The 20066-nt window shown below is 70.4% G+C and carries 19 protein-coding genes; 6 read left to right on the top strand and 13 right to left on the bottom strand.

The window, feature by feature from the left end; translation table 11 throughout:
* The first annotated feature begins 246 nt into the window (after positions 1-246).
* The gene (locus ACIP89_RS00580; protein WP_401921855.1) at positions 247-1497 is read left to right on the top strand and encodes a PTS transporter subunit EIIC; all 1251 of its coding nucleotides are present in this window, start codon (positions 247-249) and stop codon (positions 1495-1497) included.
* 82 nt (positions 1498-1579) lie between these two features.
* Here ACIP89_RS00580 and ACIP89_RS00575 read toward each other — a convergent pair whose 3' ends face one another.
* The 8 genes from ACIP89_RS00575 to clpS all read right to left on the bottom strand — a co-directional run bounded on the left by ACIP89_RS00575 (position 1580) and on the right by clpS (position 7673).
* Entirely contained in the window at positions 1580-2332 is a 753-nt protein-coding gene (locus ACIP89_RS00575; RefSeq protein ID WP_401921853.1) for an MBL fold metallo-hydrolase, read from the bottom strand.
* 451 nt (positions 2333-2783) lie between these two features.
* Positions 2784-3734 (bottom strand): PLP-dependent cysteine synthase family protein, encoded by a 951-nt coding sequence (locus ACIP89_RS00570; RefSeq protein ID WP_073738225.1) that lies wholly within the window; start codon positions 3732-3734, stop codon positions 2784-2786.
* Positions 3734-4012: a MoaD/ThiS family protein gene (locus ACIP89_RS00565; protein ID WP_389208465.1), complete on the bottom strand. Its 279-nt coding sequence runs from the start codon at positions 4010-4012 to the stop codon at positions 3734-3736. The genes ACIP89_RS00570 and ACIP89_RS00565 overlap by 1 nt, the downstream gene beginning before the upstream one ends.
* Before the next feature lie 171 nt (positions 4013-4183).
* Positions 4184-4309, bottom strand: coding sequence for a putative leader peptide (locus ACIP89_RS00560; RefSeq protein ID WP_401921851.1), 126 nt, complete (start codon positions 4307-4309; stop codon positions 4184-4186).
* A gap of 133 nt (positions 4310-4442) precedes the next feature.
* Positions 4443-4874 (bottom strand): Mov34/MPN/PAD-1 family protein, encoded by a 432-nt coding sequence (locus ACIP89_RS00555; RefSeq protein ID WP_401921848.1) that lies wholly within the window; start codon positions 4872-4874, stop codon positions 4443-4445.
* A gap of 92 nt (positions 4875-4966) precedes the next feature.
* Positions 4967-6400, bottom strand: a complete 1434-nt coding sequence (locus ACIP89_RS00550; protein WP_401921846.1) for an amino acid permease — start codon at positions 6398-6400, stop codon at positions 4967-4969.
* A gap of 328 nt (positions 6401-6728) precedes the next feature.
* Positions 6729-7313, bottom strand: coding sequence for a DUF2017 domain-containing protein (locus ACIP89_RS00545; RefSeq protein WP_401921843.1), 585 nt, complete (start codon positions 7311-7313; stop codon positions 6729-6731).
* Between the two features lie 54 nt (positions 7314-7367).
* The gene (gene clpS / locus ACIP89_RS00540) at positions 7368-7673 is read right to left on the bottom strand and encodes an ATP-dependent Clp protease adapter ClpS (RefSeq protein WP_018555894.1); all 306 of its coding nucleotides are present in this window, start codon (positions 7671-7673) and stop codon (positions 7368-7370) included.
* Between the two features lie 111 nt (positions 7674-7784).
* On the opposite strand from clpS, the gene ACIP89_RS00535 reads away from it, so the two are divergent.
* Positions 7785-9113 (top strand): nicotinate phosphoribosyltransferase, encoded by a 1329-nt coding sequence (locus ACIP89_RS00535; RefSeq protein ID WP_401921840.1) that lies wholly within the window; start codon positions 7785-7787, stop codon positions 9111-9113.
* Between the two features lie 133 nt (positions 9114-9246).
* Positions 9247-9831 carry an isochorismatase family protein gene (locus ACIP89_RS00530; RefSeq protein ID WP_401921838.1) on the top strand — a complete coding sequence of 195 codons (585 nt, stop codon included), beginning with the start codon at positions 9247-9249 and terminating at the stop codon, positions 9829-9831.
* Positions 9832-9841: 10 nt separating this feature from the next.
* On the opposite strand, the gene ACIP89_RS00525 is transcribed toward ACIP89_RS00530, so the two are convergent.
* Complete coding sequence (locus ACIP89_RS00525) at positions 9842-10174, bottom strand: hypothetical protein (RefSeq protein WP_401921835.1); 333 nt, start codon at positions 10172-10174, stop codon at positions 9842-9844.
* A gap of 124 nt (positions 10175-10298) precedes the next feature.
* The gene (locus ACIP89_RS00520; protein WP_401921833.1) at positions 10299-12698 is read right to left on the bottom strand and encodes an immune inhibitor A domain-containing protein; all 2400 of its coding nucleotides are present in this window, start codon (positions 12696-12698) and stop codon (positions 10299-10301) included.
* A 369-nt stretch (positions 12699-13067) separates the two neighbouring features.
* Between ACIP89_RS00520 and ACIP89_RS00515 the strand changes: the two genes are divergently transcribed.
* The gene (locus ACIP89_RS00515; RefSeq protein ID WP_401921831.1) at positions 13068-13388 is read left to right on the top strand and encodes a hypothetical protein; all 321 of its coding nucleotides are present in this window, start codon (positions 13068-13070) and stop codon (positions 13386-13388) included.
* Positions 13389-13420: 32 nt separating this feature from the next.
* On the opposite strand, the gene ACIP89_RS00510 is transcribed toward ACIP89_RS00515, so the two are convergent.
* Both ACIP89_RS00510 and ACIP89_RS00505 read right to left on the bottom strand, forming a co-directional pair.
* On the bottom strand, positions 13421-14092 hold the full coding sequence (locus ACIP89_RS00510; protein ID WP_401921829.1) for an RDD family protein: 672 nt from the start codon (positions 14090-14092) through the stop codon (positions 13421-13423).
* A gap of 111 nt (positions 14093-14203) precedes the next feature.
* Positions 14204-15991 carry an RDD family protein gene (locus ACIP89_RS00505; protein ID WP_402112152.1) on the bottom strand — a complete coding sequence of 596 codons (1788 nt, stop codon included), beginning with the start codon at positions 15989-15991 and terminating at the stop codon, positions 14204-14206.
* Positions 15992-16215: 224 nt separating this feature from the next.
* On the opposite strand from ACIP89_RS00505, the gene ACIP89_RS00500 reads away from it, so the two are divergent.
* A complete protein-coding gene (locus tag ACIP89_RS00500; RefSeq protein WP_401921823.1) occupies positions 16216-16692 on the top strand; it encodes an SsgA family sporulation/cell division regulator in 477 nt (158 codons plus the stop codon).
* A 56-nt stretch (positions 16693-16748) separates the two neighbouring features.
* Here the strand turns inward: ACIP89_RS00500 and ACIP89_RS00495 are convergent, their stop codons facing one another.
* Complete coding sequence (locus ACIP89_RS00495) at positions 16749-18116, bottom strand: FAD-binding oxidoreductase (protein ID WP_401921821.1); 1368 nt, start codon at positions 18114-18116, stop codon at positions 16749-16751.
* Between the two features lie 97 nt (positions 18117-18213).
* On the opposite strand from ACIP89_RS00495, the gene ACIP89_RS00490 reads away from it, so the two are divergent.
* Positions 18214-19869: a tetratricopeptide repeat protein gene (locus tag ACIP89_RS00490; RefSeq protein ID WP_402112149.1), complete on the top strand. Its 1656-nt coding sequence runs from the start codon at positions 18214-18216 to the stop codon at positions 19867-19869.
* The last annotated feature ends 197 nt before the right edge of the window (positions 19870-20066 follow it).

Here is a 20066-nt window from a genome sequence, read left to right as displayed (position 1 = left end):
TGTAGCCCGTACCGCCAAGGCCCCCGGACCACTCGGTCCGGGGGCCTTCGGCATGTCACGTTGCGTGTGCGATGGCTGCTGCGAAGTAGTCGCAAATTGCAGGTTCCTTATCTAACCCTCACCGTGCTAAAACTGGTCTACACCACTGAGTGGTCCAGACCACGTGGCGTTCTGCCGCGTTTCTCGAGTCGTCGCCCACCCAAAACACCCTGTCCCTGGCGGCGCCTTGCCTACTGGAGGAAGTTGATGAGTACGGCCACCGCTACGGCGGCCCCCGCGAAGAAGCGGGGCTCCGGCCTGTTCCAGGGCCTGCAGAAGGTGGGGCGCAGCCTCCAGCTGCCGATCGCCGTGCTGCCTGCCGCGGGCATTCTGCTCCGCCTCGGTCAGCCCGACGTCTTCGGTGACGACGGTCTCGGCTGGCACAAGGTCGCGTCCGTGTTCGCCACGGCGGGCAGCGCGGTCTTCGACAACCTTCCGATGCTGTTCTGCATCGGCGTGGCCATCGGGTTCGCGAAGAAGTCGGACGGTTCCACCGCGCTGGCCGGTCTCGTCGGCTTCCTGGTCTACAGCAACGTCCTCAAGGCCTTCCCGGTCACCGAAGCGGTGATCCAGAAGGGCGCGGACACCCCGGCGACGTACAACAACCCCGGGGTCCTCGGCGGCATCCTGATGGGTCTGGTCACGGCGGTCCTGTGGCAGAAGTTCCACCGCACCAAGCTGGTCGACTGGCTGGGCTTCTTCAACGGCCGCCGTCTCGTCCCGATCATCATGGCCTTCGTCGGCGTGATCTTCGGTGTGTTCTTCGGCCTGGTCTGGGAGCCCATCGGCGACGTCATATCCGACTTCGGCGAGTGGATGACCGGTCTCGGTTCCTTCGGCGCCGGACTCTTCGGCCTGATCAACCGCGCGCTGCTGCCCGTCGGCATGCACCAGTTCGTCAACACGGTCTCGTGGTTCCAGCTGGGTGACTTCACGGACGCCACCGGCGCCGTCGTGCACGGCGACCTGAACCGCTTCTTCGCCGGTGACCCGACCTCGGGCCAGTTCATGTCGGGCTTCTTCCCGATCATGATGTTCGGCCTCCCGGCCGCTGCCATCGCCATCGCCCACGCCGCTCGCCCCGAGCGCCGCAAGGCCGTGATGGGCATGATGATCTCCCTCGCGCTGACCTCGTTCGTCACCGGTGTGACCGAGCCGATCGAGTTCTCGTTCATGTTCATCGCGCCGGTGCTCTACGCGATCCACGCCGTCCTGACGGCCATCTCGATGGCCGTCACCTGGGCGCTCGGCGTGCACGCCGGATTCACCTTCTCCGCGGGCTTCATCGACTACGCGCTGAACTGGAACCTGGCGACCAAGCCGTGGCTGATCATCCCGATCGGTCTCGTCTTCGGAGCCCTCTACTACGTGCTGTTCCGCTTCGCGATCACCAAGTTCAACCTCACCACCCCGGGCCGTGAGCCCGAGGAGGAGGTCGAGGACCTGACCAAGGCGTAAGCCCGGTCGGTACACGACGGAGCCCTCACCTTCCCGGCGGAAGGTGGGGGCTCCGTCGTGCGCGGGGTACGGGCCCGCGCCGTCAGATCTCGTAGACCGCGCCCGGTACCGCCAGCTCGCTCGGGCCGTCGAAGACCTCACGGGCGTCGGAGAGGTTGCGGTTCGCGTCGGTCCACGGCGGGATGTGGGTGAGGACCAGGCGCCCCACTCCGGCGCGGGCGGCGAGCTCGCCTGCCTGGCGGCCGTTGAGGTGGAGGTCCGGGATGTCCTCCTTGCCGTGGACGAACGACGCCTCGCAGAGGAAGAGGTCGGCGCCCTCGGCCAGCTCGTCCAGAGACTCGCAGGTGCCGGTGTCGCCGGAGTACGTGAGCGAGCTGCCGCCGTGCTCGACGCGGATGCCGAACGTCTCGACGGGGTGGCGGAGCTTCTCCGTGCGGACCGAGAAGGGGCCGATCTCGAACGAGCCCGGCTTCAGCGTGTGGAAGTCGAAGACCTCGCCCATCGCGTGGTCGGACGGGGTGTCGGCGTGGGCGGTGGTGAGCCGCTGCTCCGTGCCGTCGGGTCCGTAGACCGGGAGGGGCGCCAGGCGTCTGCCGACGTGCGGGTAGTAGCGGACGACGAAGTACGCGCACATGTCGATGCAGTGATCGGCATGGAGATGGCTGAGGAAGATGGCGTCGAGGTCGTAGAGACCGACGTGGCGCTGCAGCTCGCCGAGGGCGCCGTTGCCCATGTCGAGGAGCAGCCTGAAGCCGTCGGCCTCTACGAGGTAGCTCGAACAGGCTGATCCCGCGGACGGGAACGAGCCGGAGCATCCGACGACGGTGAGCTTCATGGAGCGTGAACCTCCGAGACGTGGGAACGGGGAGGGTTCGTGCGATTCGTGGAGCGGTTTGTTGAGCGTAAGGCGCGAAAGAGCTGGTCGCTCCTTCGCGGCGGGCCGTTGTGGGGGAACTCACCTGTGCTGTCACCGGTTCGATGGAAGCGGGGCGCCCCTGGGGGGGGCGGCTGGGGGTGCGCCTGGGGGGCGCGCCTGCGGCGGGCCTGTTCCCCGCCCCGCCCCACCCCGCAATCGGGGCTCCGCCCCGGCCCCCGCGCCTCAGACGCCGGTGAGGCTGGGTCTTCCGGCCTGCGGCTGCTTCCGCGGCGAAGGGCGAGATCAAGCCCCTCCGGCGGTTGAGGAGCGGGGGCCCGGGGGCGGCGCCCCCGGAAACGGCGGACGCCGGGGGCCCGGACCGATGCGGGTCCTGGCCCCCGGCGTCCGGGGTGGGGCAGAGCGCGGGCGGCTACGCCCAGAGCTGGCCGTGCAGCGTTTCGATCGCCGCCTCCGTCGTGGGCGCGGTGTAGACGCCCGTCGACAGGTACTTCCAGCCGCCGTCGGCGACGACGAAGACGATGTCGGCGCGCTCACCGGCCTTGACCGCCTTGTTGCCCACGCCGATCGCGGCGTGCAGCGCGGCGCCGGTGGAGACGCCCGCGAAGATCCCCTCCTGCTGGAGGAGTTCGCGGGTGCGGGTGACGGCGTCGGCCGAGCCGACGGAGAAGCGGGTGGTGAGGACCGAGGCGTCGTAGAGCTCGGGGACGAAGCCCTCGTCGAGGTTGCGCAGGCCGTAGACCAGGTCGTCGTAGCGCGGCTCCGCGGCGACGATCCTGATGCCCTCGACGTTCTCCCGCAGGTAGCGGCCGACGCCCATGAGCGTTCCCGTGGTGCCGAGGCCCGCCACGAAGTGCGTGATGGAGGGGAGGTCGGTGAGGATCTCCGGGCCGGTGGTGGCGTAGTGGGCGCCCGCGTTGTCGGGGTTGCCGTACTGGTAGAGCATCACCCAGTCCGGGTGCTGGGCCGACAGCTCCTTGGCGACGCGGACGGCGGTGTTGGAGCCGCCCGCCGCCGGGGAGGGGATGATCTCGGCGCCCCACATGGTGAGGAGGTCGCGCCGTTCCTGCGAGGTGTTCTCCGGCATCACGCAGACGATGCGGTAGCCCTTGAGCTTCGCCGCCATGGCGAGCGAGATGCCGGTGTTGCCGCTGGTGGGTTCGAGGATGGTGCAGCCGGGGGTGAGCCGGCCGTCCTTCTCGGCCTGCTCGACCATGTGGAGCGCGGGGCGGTCCTTGATCGAGCCGGTGGGGTTGCGGTCCTCCAGCTTGGCCCAGATGCGGACGTCGTCCGACGGTGACAGCCGCGGCAGGCGGACGAGCGGGGTGTTGCCCACTGCGGCGAGCGGGCTGTCGTAGCGCATCAGTTCATGCCGCCGGCGACGGCCGGGAGGATGGTGACGCTGTCGCCGTCGCTGAGCTTGGTGGAGATGCCGTCGAGGAAGCGGACGTCCTCGTCGTTGAGGTACACGTTCACGAAGCGGCGCAGCTGGTCGCCGTCGACGATGCGCTCACGGATGCCGGTGTGGCGGGCTTCCAGGTCCGTGAAGAGGTCGGCGAGGGTCGCTCCGCTGGCCTCGACGGCCTTGGCGCCGTCGGTGTAGGTGCGGAGGATGGTCGGGATGCGGACCTCGATGGCCATGGCGTGGGCTCCTGTCGAAGCGGAGTGGTGACGGTGGGCGTGGGGCACGCGGCGCTGCCCCCGCGAGGGGGTGGAACGTGTGTGGGGCGGTACGTGTGGGACGGCCGGACGTGTGCGAGGCGGTGCGTGTGCGGTGGCGCCCCGGCCCGGCGGCGCCTTGCCCCGGCCCGGTCAGGCCTCGCGGCCGATGGGGCGGCGGTTCGTACAGATCGCGCTGGAGAGCCGGCACAGATCGACGTGCAGGCGCGCCACGAGCAGCATGCCCGGCGTCTTGTCGCTCACGTCATGGAGAACCATGCGCTCATCGTATCGATTCCCGGTCCGGAATCCGGAATGTGATCTCAGCTGATGGATGGTTGGTGTTCGCCAGGTGGACAGGGCCGGGCGGCGGCCCTGTCCGGCCGGTGCTGCGGGTAGCGGTGGCCCCGGCTCAGGCGGCGTCGTGGGCGTCGACGACCTCGACGTCCTCCTCGGTGATCTCGCCGTCCACGATCCGGTACGAGCGGAACTGGAAGGGCCCGGCCCCGTCGGTGTCGGCGGTCGATACGAGGACGTAGTGGGCGCCGGGTTCGTTGGCGTAGGTGACGTCGGTGCGGGAGGGGTAGGCCTCGGTCGCGGTGTGCGAGTGGTAGACGATCACGGGCTCCTCGTCGCGGTCGTCCATGTCGCGGTAGAGCTTGAGGAGGTCGGCGGAGTCGAATTCGTAGAACGTGGGCGAGCGGGCCGCGTTGAGCATGGGGACGAAGCGTTCGGCGCGGCCGGTTCCGGCCGGCCCGGCGACCACGCCGCACGCCTCGTCGGGGTGGTCGGCGCGGGAGTGCGCGACGATCTGGTCGTACAGCGCCTGGGTGATGGTCAGCATGGCGCCCAGGATAGGACGACGGGCCGCCGCGTACCGAGGGGTGGTACGCGGCGGCCCGCATCGTGGAAGCGCCCGGCGCACGGGCCTACGGCTCAGCGGCCGGTGAAGGCCTTGTTCGCGGGGTTGCGGGCCTTGAGGACCAGGTAGGAGACGCCGAGGATCAGGGCCCACAGGGGGGCGCAGTACAGCGAGATCCGGGCGTCCTTGTCGATGCCCATCATCACGATGACCAGGCCGAGGAAGGCGAGCGCGAAGACGCTGGTGTACGGGGCGCCGGGGGCCCTGAAACCGGACTGCGGGAGGACTCCGCGGTCGGCCAGGCGGCGGTAGCGGAGCTGGCTGATCAGGATCATGATCCAGGCCCACATGCCGGAGATGGTGGCGAAGGAGACGACGTAGGTGAAGGCGTCGCCGGGCCACTGGTAGTTGATCCAGACGCCGACGAGCATGAGGGCGGCCGAGACGGTGGTGCCGACGAGCGGGGTGCCGCTCCTGGTCAGCCGGGTGAAGACCCTCGGGCCCTGGCCGTTGAGCGCGAGGTCGCGCAGCATGCGGCCGGTGGAGTACATGCCGGAGTTGCAGGACGAGAGCGCCGCGGTCAGGACGACGAAGTTGACGATGCCCGCGCCGAGGCCGAGGCCCATCTTCTGGAAGGCCTCGACGAACGGGGAGACGTCCGGGGAGAACTCGGTCCAGGGGACCACCGAGAGGATCATGACGAGGGCGCCGATGTAGAAGACGGCGATGCGCCACGGCACGGTGTTGATGGCCTTGGGCAGCACGGTCTTGGGGTCCTTGGACTCGCCCGCGGTGACGCCGACGAGTTCGACCGCGAGGAAGGCGAACATCACGATCTGCAGGGTCATCAGGGTGCCCTTGATGCCGTGCGGGAAGAAGCCGCCGTCGGCCCAGAGGTGGGTGACGGACGCGGTGTCGCCTGCGTCGGAGAAGCCGAGGGTGAGGATTCCGGCGCAGATGAGGATCATGCCGACGATGGCGGTGACCTTGACCATCGAGAACCAGAATTCGAGTTCGCCGAAGAGCTTCACGGAGATGAGGTTCACGCCGTAGAGAATGACCGTGAAGATCAGTGCGGAGACCCATTGCGGAATGTCGAACCAGAACGTCATGTACTGGGCCGCGGCGGTGACTTCGGTGATTCCGGTGACGACCCAGAACAGCCAGTACGTCCAGCCGGTGACGAAGCCCGCGAAGGGCCCGATGAATTCGCGGGCGTACTCGGAGAAGGAGCCCGCGACCGGTCGGTACATGAGGAGTTCGCCCAGGGCCCGCATGATGAAGAAGATCACCAGCCCCGCGATCGCGTAGGCCAGGACGAGACTGGGGCCGGCCTTGGATATGGCCTTGCCCGCGCCGAGGAAGAGGCCGGTGCCGATGGCCCCGCCGATGGCGATCATCTGGATCTGGCGCGCCCCGAGGGCGCGCTGGTAGCCCTCGGCCGAGGTGGTGTCCGCGGCTGCGGCCGGTGATTCTTCCGGTCCCTTGTCGACCTTCGCCGATGTCATGTGGTGCGCCTTTCTCCATGCTGATCCGCGCCTCGCGACTGCGGATCAGGTCCTGATCCCCCCGGATATGGATGGAGTGCCGCCGGTGGTGACCGGTCGATAGCGCCGTCGGGGACAGGGGTGGCGTCCCCGAGTGGTCGTGAAGATCTATCACGGGCATCACGGGGGCTCGTCGGACATCATGTGGCGCATACCACAAGAAGAAGCGGACATCGGTGTTCAGGCATCGCAAAAAAGGCCGATCAGGTGACGCGATCGTTATTCGGATTTGAGCGTCCGTTGAGCGAACACGATGCGGTGGTCCGCCGGACGGACCCGGGGTGCCGCGTTACGGCATCAGCGTCTCGACGAGCGTTTCCTGGAGGCCGCCCAGCCAGAGGTAGGCCATGACCATGGGCTTGCGCGGGTCGCTGTCGGGGAGCCGGTAGAGCGACCCCTCCTCGCCGCCGTCCTCGTCGGAGACCTCCAGCCGGGCGCCGATGGTGAGGCGCAGGTCGTTGAGGGTCCCCAGCCAGTTGCGGCACTGCCCGGCGTCGAGCCGGAGCACGGCCCCGCCGTCCCCGACGGGCGAGAGCCCGTCCAGGGTGCGTACGACCACGAGGGCGTCGTCGCGCTTGCGGGTGCGCAGGTCGTTCTCGGTGAAGCGACGGAACTCGGCCGAGGCGGCGCGCAGTTCGTCGTCCTTGTCGCCGTAGGCCTCGGGGAAGAGCCGGGCCAGGGCGGGGTCGCTGGGCGGCTCGCTGGGGCCCTCGGCGAAGAGTGCGGCGAGCGGGTCCTCGCCCTCGACGGGTTCGTCGCCGGGGCCGATGAGCTCCAGCAGCTGGACGGCGAGGGAGCGCAGGATCGCGACCTCCACCTCGTCGAGCGCGACGGCCGCGCCGCCGCCGGGGGTGGCCTCGAAGTGGCCGGCCATGGGTTTTCTCCGATGGTGGTCGGGCATGCGGGCGGGGCGGGAGGTGCTTCGGCGCTAGTTGCGGTCCTGGGTGAGTGTGGCCCAGAGCCCGTAGCCGTGCATCGCCTGGACGTCGCGCTCCATCTCCTCGCGGCTTCCGCTGGAGACGACGGCGCGGCCCTTCTGGTGGACGTCGAGCATGAGCTTGTGGGCCTTGTCCTTCGAATAGCCGAAGTAGGCCTGGAAGACATAGGTGACGTAGCTCATGAGGTTGACCGGGTCGTTGTGGACCAGCGTCACCCAGGGGACGTCGGGCTCGGGGACAACGAGGTTCTCCTCGGCCGATTCTGGACGTTCGATCTCTACGGGGGCGACACTCACCTACCCCATGCTGCCACCCGGGAGGGGGCATCGCACAAACGGGCCCGGTACCGCGCCGGGCCCGCCACCCCCATCTCGTCACTCTGACGAAATAGGGGTAGCATCCCCGGCATGAACTCTGCGGACCTTGGGCGACGGGTCGGTGTGCCCTCGACAGCGCTCTTCACCGACCAGTACGAGCTCACGATGGTGCAGGCCGCGCTGAAGGCCGGCACCGCCGACCGGCGCTCGGTCTTCGAGGCGTTCACCCGCCGGCTGCCCGAGGGGCGGCGCTACGGCGTCGTCGCGGGCACCGGGCGGGTCCTGGACGCGGTCGAGAACTTCCACTTCGACGACGAGATGCTCGCCTTCCTGCGCGACCAGAACGTGGTCGACGCCCCGACGCTCGACTTTCTGGCCGATTTCCGCTTCAGCGGGGACATCTGGGGCTACCCGGAGGGCGAGGTGTACTTCCCCGGCTCGCCGATCCTGCGGGCCGAGGGCTCCTTCGCCGAGTGCGTGCTGCTGGAGACGGTGATCCTGTCGATCCTCAACCACGACTCGGCGATCGCCGCCGCGGCCTCGCGGATGTCGTCGGCGGCGGGCGGCCGCGGGCTGATCGAGATGGGCGCGCGGCGCACCCATGAGCTGTCGGCGGTGGCCTCCGCCCGCGCGGCGTACATCGGCGGCTTCGACACCACCTCCGACCTGGCCGCGGGCTTCCGCTACAACATCCCGACCGTCGGGACGAGCGCCCACGCCTTCACCCTGCTGCACGACTCCGAGCGCGACGCGTTCCGGGCCCAGGTCGACTCGCTGGGGCGCGACACGACGCTGCTGGTCGACACGTACGACGTGACGGCGGCGGTCCGTACGGCGGTCGAGGTCGCCGGTACCGAGCTGGGCGCGGTCCGGATCGACTCCGGTGACCTGCTGCTGGTCGCGCACCGGGTGCGCCAGCAGCTGGACGAGCTGGGCGCGACGGACACGAAGATCGTGGTGACCTCGGACCTGGACGAGTACGCCATCGCCTCGCTGGCCGCCGCGCCGGTGGACGCGTACGGGGTGGGCACGCAGCTGGTGACCGGCAGCGGGCAGCCCACCTGCTCGATGGTCTACAAGCTGGTGGCGCGGGCGGCCTCGGCCGATCCGGCGGACCCGCTGCGCCCGGTGGCGAAGAAGTCGCTGGGCGCGAAGACCTCCATCGGCGGCCGCAAGTGGGCGGCGCGCCGGCTGGACGAGGACGGGGTGGCCGAGGCCGAGGTGATCGGGACCGGCCCGGTGCCGCCGGAGCTGGCCGACCGGCAGCTGCTGGTGGAGCTGGTCCGGGGCGGTGAGGTGGTCGCGCGGGAGCCGCTGGACGCGGCCCGGGAGCGGCACATCGCGGCGCGGGCGGGGCTGCCGATGTCCGCGATGCAGCTGTCGCGCGGCGAGCCGGTTCTTCCCACCGAGTACGTATGAGGTGCGGCCGGGCTTGATTGTGGGCCCCGAGTCTCTAGGCTCGGGGCCATCCCCGTAACGCCCCGGATCTCCGGACCCGGGGCCATCCCCGTGACCGCCGCTCTTCCGCCTTCCCCACCTAAGGACACTCGCCATGCACCGCGCCTTGATCGTCGTGGACGTTCAGAACGACTTCTGTGAGGGCGGGAGCCTCGCGGTGGCGGGGGGTGCCGATGTCGCCGCCGCCATCACGGACCTGATCGGTGAGGCCCAGCCCGGCTACCGGCATGTGGTGGCCACCCGTGATCACCACATCGACCCCGGCGGTCACTTCTCCTCGGCGCCGGACTTCGAGCACTCCTGGCCGCCGCACTGCGTGGCCGGTACGGAGGGGGTGGGGTTCCACCCCAATTTCGCGCCCGCGGTCGCCTCCGGGGCGATCGACGCGGTGTTCGACAAGGGAGCGTACGCGGCGGCGTACAGCGGCTTCGAGGGGCTGGACGAGAACGGCGTGGGGCTGGCCGAGTGGCTGCGCGACCGCGGGGTGGAGTCGGTCGACGTGGTCGGTATCGCCACCGACCACTGCGTCCGGGCCACCGCGCTGGACGCCGTCCGGGAGGGCTTCGGCACGCACGTACTGCTCGATCTGACCGCGGGCGTCGCGGAGGCGACCACGGACCGGGCGCTGGCGGAGCTGCGGGAGGCGGGCGTGGTGCTCGCCGGCAAGCCCGTGGTGTAGCGGGAGCCGGTCAGCCCTGCCGGGCCGGCAGGGCGGGCCTCAGGAGCGCCCGGATCGGGTGCCAGAGTTCCTGGGCCCGCTCGGGTCTCGCGCGCCACAGAACTCCGTCGGGGTGGTGCAGGACGGCGGTGATCTCGTCCGGGGTCGGCGGTTCCGCGTTGCCTCGGAGGTAGACGGCGCGCAGGCCCAGATTGCGCAGCCGGGTCAGTGCGCGGGCCCGGTTCGGCGCGTGCACCAGGACGCGGACGGGGGTGTCCGGCCCCACGCTCTGCGCCGGGCTCGACAGCGTGATCGCGATGACCACGCTTCCGTTCGGCAACTTGCTGAATCCTCCGCCGGCCATACTCCGCACTCCCCCGTGAGACATCGTGTCAATAAGAAACAGGACAAGAGGCACCTAAACACGATCGGCCGCCGCCCGCTAGAGGGCGACGGCCGATCATGCTCTGACCTGCGGTGTTACCGGATTACTTGTGCGAGGCACCGACCCGGACGGTCATCGTGGAGCCGCTGAGCGGCTCGCTGATGATCGTGATCCGGGTGTTGGTGTCAGCGACCTGCACGCTTCCGGTCTTGTTCTCCTTGTACCAGTAGGTTCCCCGGTGGTCGTCGAAGACCGGCAGGCCGAGCTGCGGCTTGATCCTCGTGGCCACGTCACCGTTGTGGAGCGTGAACCCGTCGGTGGGGTACCAGCTGAACGGGGCGTCGAAGGGCTGGATCTTGTTGCGGATGACCGTGCCGTCCGCCCACTTCAGCGGCTTGGCGTGCGCGTCGACCGGCAGGATCAGGCCCTTGCCCGGGTGGACCGAGACGTTGTTGTCCTTCTGCGAGGTGTCCCACAGCCAGATGAGCAGACCGTTCTGGTACGGGAAGTGCTCGACCCAGTCCGGACGGGTTTTCGCGAAGCCGAAGTTGTACGGGCCGACCTTGAGGGTCTGGTCGTAGCTGACGTACTGGCGGTTCTCCGCGAGGTAGTACTGCGGGTAGTCCTTGGTGAACGACGCGCCGACCCGCGAGAAGCCCTTGGCGGTCCAGCCGTTGTCGTCGCCCTCGGCGTTGTCCGTGAAGAGCGCGGCACCGTCGGCGTTGACCGCGATGGTGTCGGCCGCGAAGCCCACCCCGCCCGCGCCGCCGTCGGTGGCGTAGCGGAACCGGATGTCGATCTTCTTGCCCGCGTAGGCGTCCAGCGAGTACGAGAGCTTCTGGTACTTGCCGGAGACGTCGGTCAGGGCCGGCTTGTCACTGGCGTCGCGCGGGATCGCCTTGCCGTCGGCGGTGCCGTCGATCGCGGTCCAGCTGGTGCCGCCGTTGTCGGAGACCTCGGTGTAGAGGTAGTCGTAGTCCGCCTCGATGTCCCACCAGCCGGCGAGGTCGAGGGAGGCCTTGGACTTGCCGGTGAGGTCGACCGGGCGCGACAGGGTGTTGTTGAGGTTGTCGCCCATGTCGCTCCACCACTGCTTGGCACCCTCCGCGGGCGCCGTGACATCGGTGGTGACGGCCTTGTCGGGCAGCGTGACGACGAGCGCCTGCTTGTCCTTGGTGTTGTACTCCGAGACGCCCAGCTTGTGGGTGGACTTCGTCGCGGCCTTGGCCTCGGCGTAGTTGAGCCAGCCCAGCTGGAGCTTGTCCCAGGCGGTCATGTCGCCGGGCAGGTCACCGATGCTGTTCTTGCCGGTGCCGAGCCAGGAACCGGCCGACATCAGGGACCAGAAACCGACCGAGTTCTCGGCGGTGTTGGTCGTGTCGTAGAGGTCCGGCAGACCGAGGTCGTGGCCGTACTCGTGGGCGAAGACGCCCAGGCCGCCGTTCTCGGGCTGCGCGGTGTAGTCACCGACCCAGATGCCGGTGTCACCGATCTGGGTGCCGCCGGCCTTGTTCTCGGCCGGGCCGGTCGCGCCGGCGTCCGTGCCGTAGGCGTACCAGCGGTGCGCCCAGATGGCGTTGGTGCCCTCGACGCCGCCGCCCGCGGACTCGTCCTCGCCGGCGTGCACGATCTGGAAGTGGTCGATGTAGCCGTCGGGCTCGTTGAAGTTGCCGTCACCGTCGAAGTCGTAACGGTCCCACTGGTCGTACTGGGCGAGATCCGCCTTGATCTGCTCCGGCGTACGGCCCTTGGCCTTCTGGTCGGCGGCCCAGGCGTTGGTGCCGTCCTTGATCATGTCCCAGGCGTTGGCGCAGTTGGTCGAACCGCACCAGTTCGAGCCGTAGCGGGCCTCGTTGTACGGGACCTTGACCCAGTCGGAGACCTCGCCGTCCACCGAGTAGCGCCCGGAGGACGTCTTCTCGTAGTACGTCTTGAGCGAGTTCTTGCCGGCGCCCGTGCCGAAGTACAGGTCCTGGAAGTGGGCCTGGTTGTAGTCGGCCTGCCAGGCGGTGCTGTTGTCCTTCTTGGGGTCCGGCTTGGCTATCTTGTTGTGCGCCGGTCCGGGCGTGCCGCCGTACTTCGGGACGGCGGGCTTGGGGCCGTCGCCGTCCGGGTCGAACATGGTCGTGTTGTCGACCTTGTCGCCGAACTCCACCAGGATGGTGAAGATCTTGTCGGTCTTCTCGCGGCCGAGCTCGACGTACTTCTTGTCGTCGAGCTTGACGACCTTGGAGCCGCCGCGCGTCGACACCTTCTTGTCGCCGGATATGACCTGCTCAAGGGCGGCCTGACGCTGAGCGTCCTGCTGCTTGCTGAACGGGCCCTCCAGGTTGTGCGCGTTGCCCTCGTTCGACCCCGGGTCCCGGCGGTCTACAGCGGAGGCAGTGGCGCCCGACGCCTTGTCATCAGCCTGAGCGGTGGCGAAGGCGGATGCGGTGGCGGCGGTCGCGGCCATGGCCACGACAACCGCTCCGGTGCGAAGCGCCCGTCTGTTAATGATCACGTGATGCAGTCCTCCCCGGCGCCCGCGACTGCGGCCTGGGAGTGTGAGAGGGCCGCGCGCGGAAACGCGTCACAAGTGACGACATTCGACCGGAGTTGCGAGAGAAAAGACAGACCTTGACTTGGACAGACCAAGTGCACTATGCAGGAGCACATTTCCGCTATCCGGACGATCGCGTCACACTCAACCGGCGCGCCGACGAACGCGATTGGCGCAGAGAATGACTCCGTGCGCCCCCCGTGCACCGGCACTATGGGTTAGGTCATGCTTACTACCCGTTCCGCGAGGGCATCCACCGTCGTAGAGTCGCTTGACAGTGCGACCGTGTTGAGAGACCGCCCATCCGACGTCCCGAGGACGGATAACGCCATGCCGCGTCCTACTGCCGCACAGCTCTCCTACGGTTCGGTCACCGTCGTCTTCTCGACGCTCGCCATGCTGCTGCTGTTCCGGACGAGTTCGGACCTGGGCATCGTCGCGATCGCCGCGGCCGGGCTCGCGCTCGGCCTGCTGGTGGCCGTCACCGTCCCCGCGCGCCGCGGGACATCGCCCACCGGTCCCGCGCCCGCCGCGCACCAGGACACCCGCGCCGCCCACGAGTCCGGGGACCGCGCCGTGGACCAGGTGCAGCGCACGATCCCGGCCGCCCGCACCTCCGCGCGGGTGGGCGAGCACTCGCTGCGGCACTGACGGCGTCCGTCCCGGGCCCGGTTCCGGCTGCCTCATGCCGTGTTGCGGCCGTTGGTGGTCACCACCACCGTCTTGGCCGCCTTGTCCTGCAGGGCCTGCCGGTACGGCTTGTCCGTGAACATCAGCACGATGTTGATCAGCCACCACAGGCACGGGCAGCACAGCAGCGCCGGCAGCCACAGCACCACGGCCCGCAGGAAGGAGCTCCCGGTGTCCGGCACACTGCCGTCGTTGAGCATCGCGACCCGCAGCTTCAGCAGCCGCTTGCCCGGTGTACGGCCGTCCTTGTGCGTGAAGTACGTGTCGTACCCGACGTAGATCACCAGTCCGATGAGCGACCAGATCAGCTGATGGCCGCTGTACGTCTGGGCGAAGATGTCACCGACGCCGTCGTTCCCGTTGTTGTCGTTCGACACCTCCACCGCGCCGCCCCACGGCAGCGAGATCAGGTACAGCGGGATCGAGATGATCAGGAAGTCGATCAGCCGGGCCAGCACGCGCTTTCCGGGCTCGGCGAGCGGCGGCATGCCCGCCAGCGGATCCGCGCCCCCGAACCCGCCTCCGCCGTAGGGGCCGGGGTCGTACGGCGGAGGCGGTGGCGCGCTGTCGTAGGGCGAACCCGACGGCGGCTGGGGCTCGTGCGGCTTCTTGAGGAACGGGTCGTCCTCTGGCGGCTGGCCGGACGTCGGCTGATCGTTGCTCATGGGGGCAGTGCACCCCGCCGCACGGGCGCCCGCAACGGCTGAGGTGCTTTCGGGGGAACGGGAACCGCCCGACGGCCCATCACCCGATGGGCCGTCAGCCGTGCGGGTCCCTCAGCCGGCCACGAAGGTGCGGGCCGCCTTGTCGTGCCAGCACTGCCGCCACGGCCGGTCGATCAGGCACCACAGCACGTTGAACACGCCGACCACCAGGAGCCCCAGCACGCCGTAGACCAGCCAGCGGCGCAGCGCGGCACCGAAGGTGGGCGACGAGCCGGACTCGATGTCCCGTACGCCGAGCCCGCAGAGCTTCTTGCCGAGCGTACGGCCCCACTTCGCGGTCGGCAGCGCCTCCAGGAGGGCTCCCAGCACCAGGAACGCGACGAGGACCCCGGCGGCCAGGCCGGCGGTGGTGGAGTCCAGCAGCCACACGGTGACCGTCTCGCCGGACAGCTTGGCCGCGTCGATCTTCTCGTTGATGTGGTCCGCGGCCCGGGTCGCGAGGGGGAAGGCGACGGCGCCGACGAGCGCGCCCAGCACGACGGTGTCGATGAGCCGGGCGGCGAACCTCTTGCCGAGCGCGGCCGGCCGGGCGGCCGACTGAGCCGCCGCCAGCTGCTGGAAGTGGTCGTTCACCGGAGGCTTCCAGGGCACGACGGGCTGGTCGGGACCCTGAGCCTGGTGGGGTGTCTGAGCCTGGTGGGGCCCCTGAGCCTGGTGGGGCGTCTGGGGCAGCGGGGGCTGCTGAGTCGGCAGGGACTGTTGAGCTTGAGGCTGATGGGCCTGCGGCGGGGGCTGGTGGGTCTGCTGAGGCTGGCGGGCCTGCTGAGGCGCCTGAATCTGTCGGGGTGTCTGAGCCTGCTGAGGTCCCTGAACCTGCTGAGGGAACGCAGGCCCCTGGTGCTGCGCGGGGCCCGGCGCGGTGGTCTGTGGGGCCGCCGGGACGGCAGGGACGGCCGGGCCGATCGCACGGATCGTCATCGTGCCCTCGGCGGGCGGCTCCTGCGCGCCGCGGCTGCCGCCTCCGGAGCCGCCCGAACCACCGGAGCGGCCGGACCGGTCGACCCGGATGGCGACGGTGTTCTCCGCCCGGTCGCCGCCGTCCCGCATACCCGGCAGCGCACCGGCGGCCGGGCCGGGCGCCGGGCCCGAGGACGCGTCCGGGCCCGGCGGCACGGGCAGGCGCGGGTCCACCGGAGTGAGGTCGGCCCTCCGCCGGACGGCGGGCGAGCGGTCACCGGAGGAACGCAGCACCAGCGAGCGGTCTCCGCGGTCTCCGGGCGGGTCGGCTGCCGGGGAACTGCCCTCGCGCGCACGCGGATCGGGACCCGGTGCGGGCTGCACGGGCTGCTCACCCTGCCGCGAAGGCTGCTCACCCTGCTGCACGGACTGCTCACCCTGCCGCGAAGGCTGCTCACCCTGCTGCGGAGGCTGTCGCGAGGGCTGCCCACCCTGCTGCGAGGGCTCCCCACCCGGCTGCGACGGCTGCACGAACTGCGGACCGGGCTGCGGACCAGGCTGACCGGACTGACCGGACTGACCGGGCTGACCGGGCTGACCGCCCCAGGAGACGCGGCGGTCGCGCTCGCCGCCGAAGCCGTTCTGCCGGGAGACGTCGGCCTGCCAGGCGGGCGAGGGTTCCGGCCGGGCCTCGTCCAGCGGCTCCTCGTCGAAGAACATCGGACCGGTCTCGTCCACCGGCGCGGGGGCGGGCCGGTGCGGACCGGCCGGTTCGGGGTCGGGTACCGAGGGCATCGCCTCGCCGCTCTGCGGGGCGGGCCTGCTCGTGCCGGGCACCCAGGAGGCGCCGTTCCAGTACCGGACGTATCCGGGGATGGACGGATCGGGGTAGTACCCCTCGCGGGGGCTTTCGTCACCGGGTGCCGGGGTTGGGGCGCTCATCACCGTGGTCCCGTATCTCTTCGAGTCTCAGTACAAGGGTGTCAGTACAAGGGTCCACATCTACCAGACACCCGCGTACCCCCGTGCCGGTCCGGGTGTTTGGGCCACTTTCCGGTCACGCCAATCTTTTTTCCCCGAAGTCGCGTAATGGATGACGGGGAGGGCGCTCTCTCCCTGTGAAGGCCGGTCGCGGGACCGGCGCACAGGTCTCGAAGGGACGCCTCATGCACACCGTCGTGGAACGCGAACTGGAGCTCAAGCTGGTCCTGTCGCCCGAGCGCAGCATCCCGGTGCCCGCCCGGCTGACGTATCGGACCCAGGACCCGTACGCCGTGCACATCACCTTCCACATCGGCTCGGACGCCCCCGTGTACTGGACGTTCGCCCGCGATCTGCTGGTGGAGGGCGTGTTCCGGCCATGCGGGCACGGGGACGTACGGATCTGGCCGACCAAGGTCGACGGACACGGCGTCATCTGTGTCGCGCTGACCTCACCCGACGGCAACGCCCTGCTGGAGGTGCCGTCCGCCGCGGTGGCCGCCTGGGTGGAGCGGACGCTGCGGGTGGTCCCGCCGGGCACAGAGTCCGAGCGGCTCGGTATCGACGAGGGCCTCGCGGAACTGCTGGCGCCCCTGCCGGCCGACGACCTGTGGATGAGCGATCCCTGGCCGTCGGACGACGCACAGGACGGGGAGAGTTGAGCGGTCGCCGCGGGGGGACGCCGGCCGGAACCCTTGTCCCGGTCGCGAACGCCGGGTCAGAACACCTTGCCCGGGTTGAGGAGTCCCAGCGGGTCGAAGGCCTGCTTGATGCCCCGGTGCAGTTCCACGCTCACCTCGCCGAGTTCCCGGGCGAGCCACTCCTTCTTGAGCACGCCCACGCCGTGCTCGCCGGTGATGGTGCCGCCGAGTTCGAGGCCGAGCGCCATGATCTCGTCGAAGGACTCGCGGGCCCGCCGGGACTCGTCGGCGTCGGTGTGGTCGAAGCAGACGACGGGGTGGGTGTTGCCGTCGCCCGCGTGGGCGCAGACGCCGATGGTGAGGCCGTACTTCTCCGCGACGGCGGCGGTGCCCTCCAGCATGGCGCCGAGCTTGGAGCGCGGTACGCACACGTCGTCGATCATCGTGGCGGACTTGACGGTCTCCAGCGCGGTGAGCGACATCCGCCGGGCCTGGAGCAGCATTTCGGATTCGGCCGCGTCCTCCGCCGGGACCACCTCGGTGGCGCCGGCGGCCGTGCAGAGTTCCGCGACGGCGGCCAGGTCGGCTGCCGGGTCCGGCGTGTCGAAGGCGGCGAGCAGGAGCGCCTCCGTGGAGTCGGGGAGGCCCATGTTCGCCATCTTGTTGACGGCTCGGACTGTCGTACGGTCCATCAGTTCGAGGAGTGACGGAGTGTGACCCCGCTCCATGATCGCGCAGATCGCGTCGCAGGCACTGGTCGCGCTGGGGAACTCGGCGGCCAGCGCGAGCTGCCGGGGCGGCTTCGGCTTGAGCGCGAGCACGGCCTTGACGACGATCCCGAGGCTGCCCTCGGAGCCCACCAGGAGCCGGGTGAGGTCGTATCCGGCGACGCCCTTCGCGGTGCGGCGGCCGGTGCTGAGGAGGCGCCCGTCCGCGAGGACGACGTCGAGGCCGAGGACGTATTCGGCGGTGACCCCGTACTTGACGCAGCACAGGCCGCCGGAGGCGGTCCCGATGTTGCCGCCGATGGTGCACATCTCCCAGCTGGAGGGGTCCGGCGGGTAGTACAGCCCGTGCTCGTCGACCGCGCGGGACAGCACGGCGTTGATGACGCCCGGCTCCACCACGGCGATCCGGTCGACCGGGCTGATCTCCAGGATGCGGTCCATCTTGGTCAGGGAGAGCACGATGCAGCCGTCGGAGGCGTTGGCGGCGCCCGACAGGCCCGTGCGGGCTCCCTGCGGGACGACCGGGACGCGCAGGGCCGTGGCGGTGCGCATGACGTGCTGGACCTGCTCGACGTTGCGTGGGAGCACGACGACGGCCGGGGTGCCCGCCTCGCAGAAGCTCGCCATGTCGTTGGCGTAGGAGGCGGTGACGTCCGGATCGGTGATCAGGGCCTCGGCCGGGAGCCCCGCACGCAGTAGTTCGAGAAGATCGTCCATGATCCAAGACTCGCACCCGGGCCCATTGGTGTGAACCCGTATGCGCCTGCCATCCCAAGACGCGGTGCGATCTTCGTACTGACGCAGAGTGATCGCCATGGACGTCACTCCGCAGCAGCCCCCGGCGGCCCCCCGGCCGGACCACTCCCCCGAGCCCCCGGTGACCCCCGACACCGCCTACGCCCCGCCCTGCGAATCCCCACCGGCCCCGCCGCCGGACCACGTGTCCCTGGCCGAGCCGCCGCCCGCCTCGCTGCGCACGACGCTGCGCCGGGCCGCGTTCGGTGTGGTGGCGGGTGCGGTGCTGGTGACGGGTGCGGTGGTCGCCGTGCCCGAGGAGGACAAGGACGCGGCGCCGCCGGTGTCCGGTCCGGTCTCCCGCGCGCTGACCGCGACGGTGGCCGGCTCCCCCGCCTCGCTCTCCGATCTGACGGCCCTGATCGGGGACCGGCAGGCGTGGGTGGGCACCCATCCCTCGGACGCGCGGTCGTGGGCGGTGCTGGGGTCCGCGTACGTGGAGTGGGGGCGGCGGGCGGCGGACGCGGCGTACTACACCCGGGCCGAGCAGGCGCTGAAGCGGTCGCTGAACGTGCAGCCGGGTGACCGGGGGAACGAGGCGGCCTGGGTCGGGCTCGCCTCGCTCGCCAACGCCCGGCACGACTACGTGACGGCGAAGAAGTGGGGCGAGACGGTACGGCGCAGGCAGCCGAAGCAGTGGACGGTGTACCCGGAGCTGATCGACGCGTACAACGGCCTCGGTGACCTCAAGTCGTCGGCCGCGGCGGTGGAGAAGTACGCCGCGCTGCGGGCGGGCGTCCCGTCGCTGGGCCGGACTGCGGAGATGTACCGCGACCGGGGCTGGCGCGAGGACGCGCTCGCCACCGCCCAGGACGCGGCGAACCGGGCGGAGGCACCCGCGGAGAAGGCCGCCTGCCTCTCCCGGCTGGGCGATCTGGCCTGGGAGCGGGGCGAACCGGAGGAGGCCGTGGCCCAGTACGGGGCTGCGCTGCGCACCGACCGCGCCCACCACGCCTCCCTCGCGGGCCGCGCCCGTGCGCTGGCGGCCCTCGGCCGCACGGAGGAGGCCCAGCGGGACTACCAGGCCGCGCTGGCCAAGTCCCCGCGGCCGGAGTACCTGCTGGAGCTGGGCGAGCTGTACGAGTCGCTGGGCCTGGACGGCGACTCCGTCACCCAGTACACCCGGCTGCGTCAGGCGCTGTCCCGGGCCGGGACCCAGGGTGTGGACGAGGCCCTTCTCCTCGGCCGCTTCGAGGCCGCCCACGGTGACGCGGACGCCGCGGTGGAGCAGCTGCGCGCGGAGTGGGAGCTCGGTCACCGCAGCGCGGCGGTGGCGGACGCGCTGGGCTGGGCGCTGCACCGCTCAGGCGATTCGGACTCGGCTCTGGAGTACGCGCGCAGGGCGGTCGACACGGGCGGCCAGAACGCCTCGTACGCGTACCACCTGGGCATGGTCCAGCGCGCGCTGAACGACTTCGGCCCGGCCCGCCGCAACCTGGAGGACGCGCTGCGCACCAACCCGCAGTTCTCGCCCCTGGACGCCCCGAGCGCACAGGAGGCCCTGGACACCCTGGGCCTGCCCCCGGCGGGCGGCCCCCGGGACATGCAGCCCGCGCCCCCGCCGGCCCCGACGCAGGCCCCGGCGCCGACCCAGGCCCCGGCGCAGGTCCCGGCCCCGTCCCCCGCGCCCCCGAAGCAGGGCGCGGCGGGGGCGCCGGCGGCGGGGGCTGCGTAGGGCCGCTGACGTCCACCGGGGGCACCCGCTCATGGCAGGCGGGTGGACGGTCCGGCCCACCCGTCCGCCCGCCTCGACCGGCCGCTGAGGACCGCGTCGGATGAGTTCGCCGAAGAGGACTGATCCGCTGCTGATCCGCCGCTGATCGGCGTGCGAGAGGAACCGACTCGTACCCGTCACCGTCCCCGGCTTCACCC

Origin of the sequence: Streptomyces sp. NPDC088730, assembly GCF_044751215.1 — a bacterium.
Taxonomy (GTDB): domain Bacteria; phylum Actinomycetota; class Actinomycetes; order Streptomycetales; family Streptomycetaceae; genus Streptomyces.
This window is presented reverse-complemented; position numbering and strand designations above follow the sequence as displayed.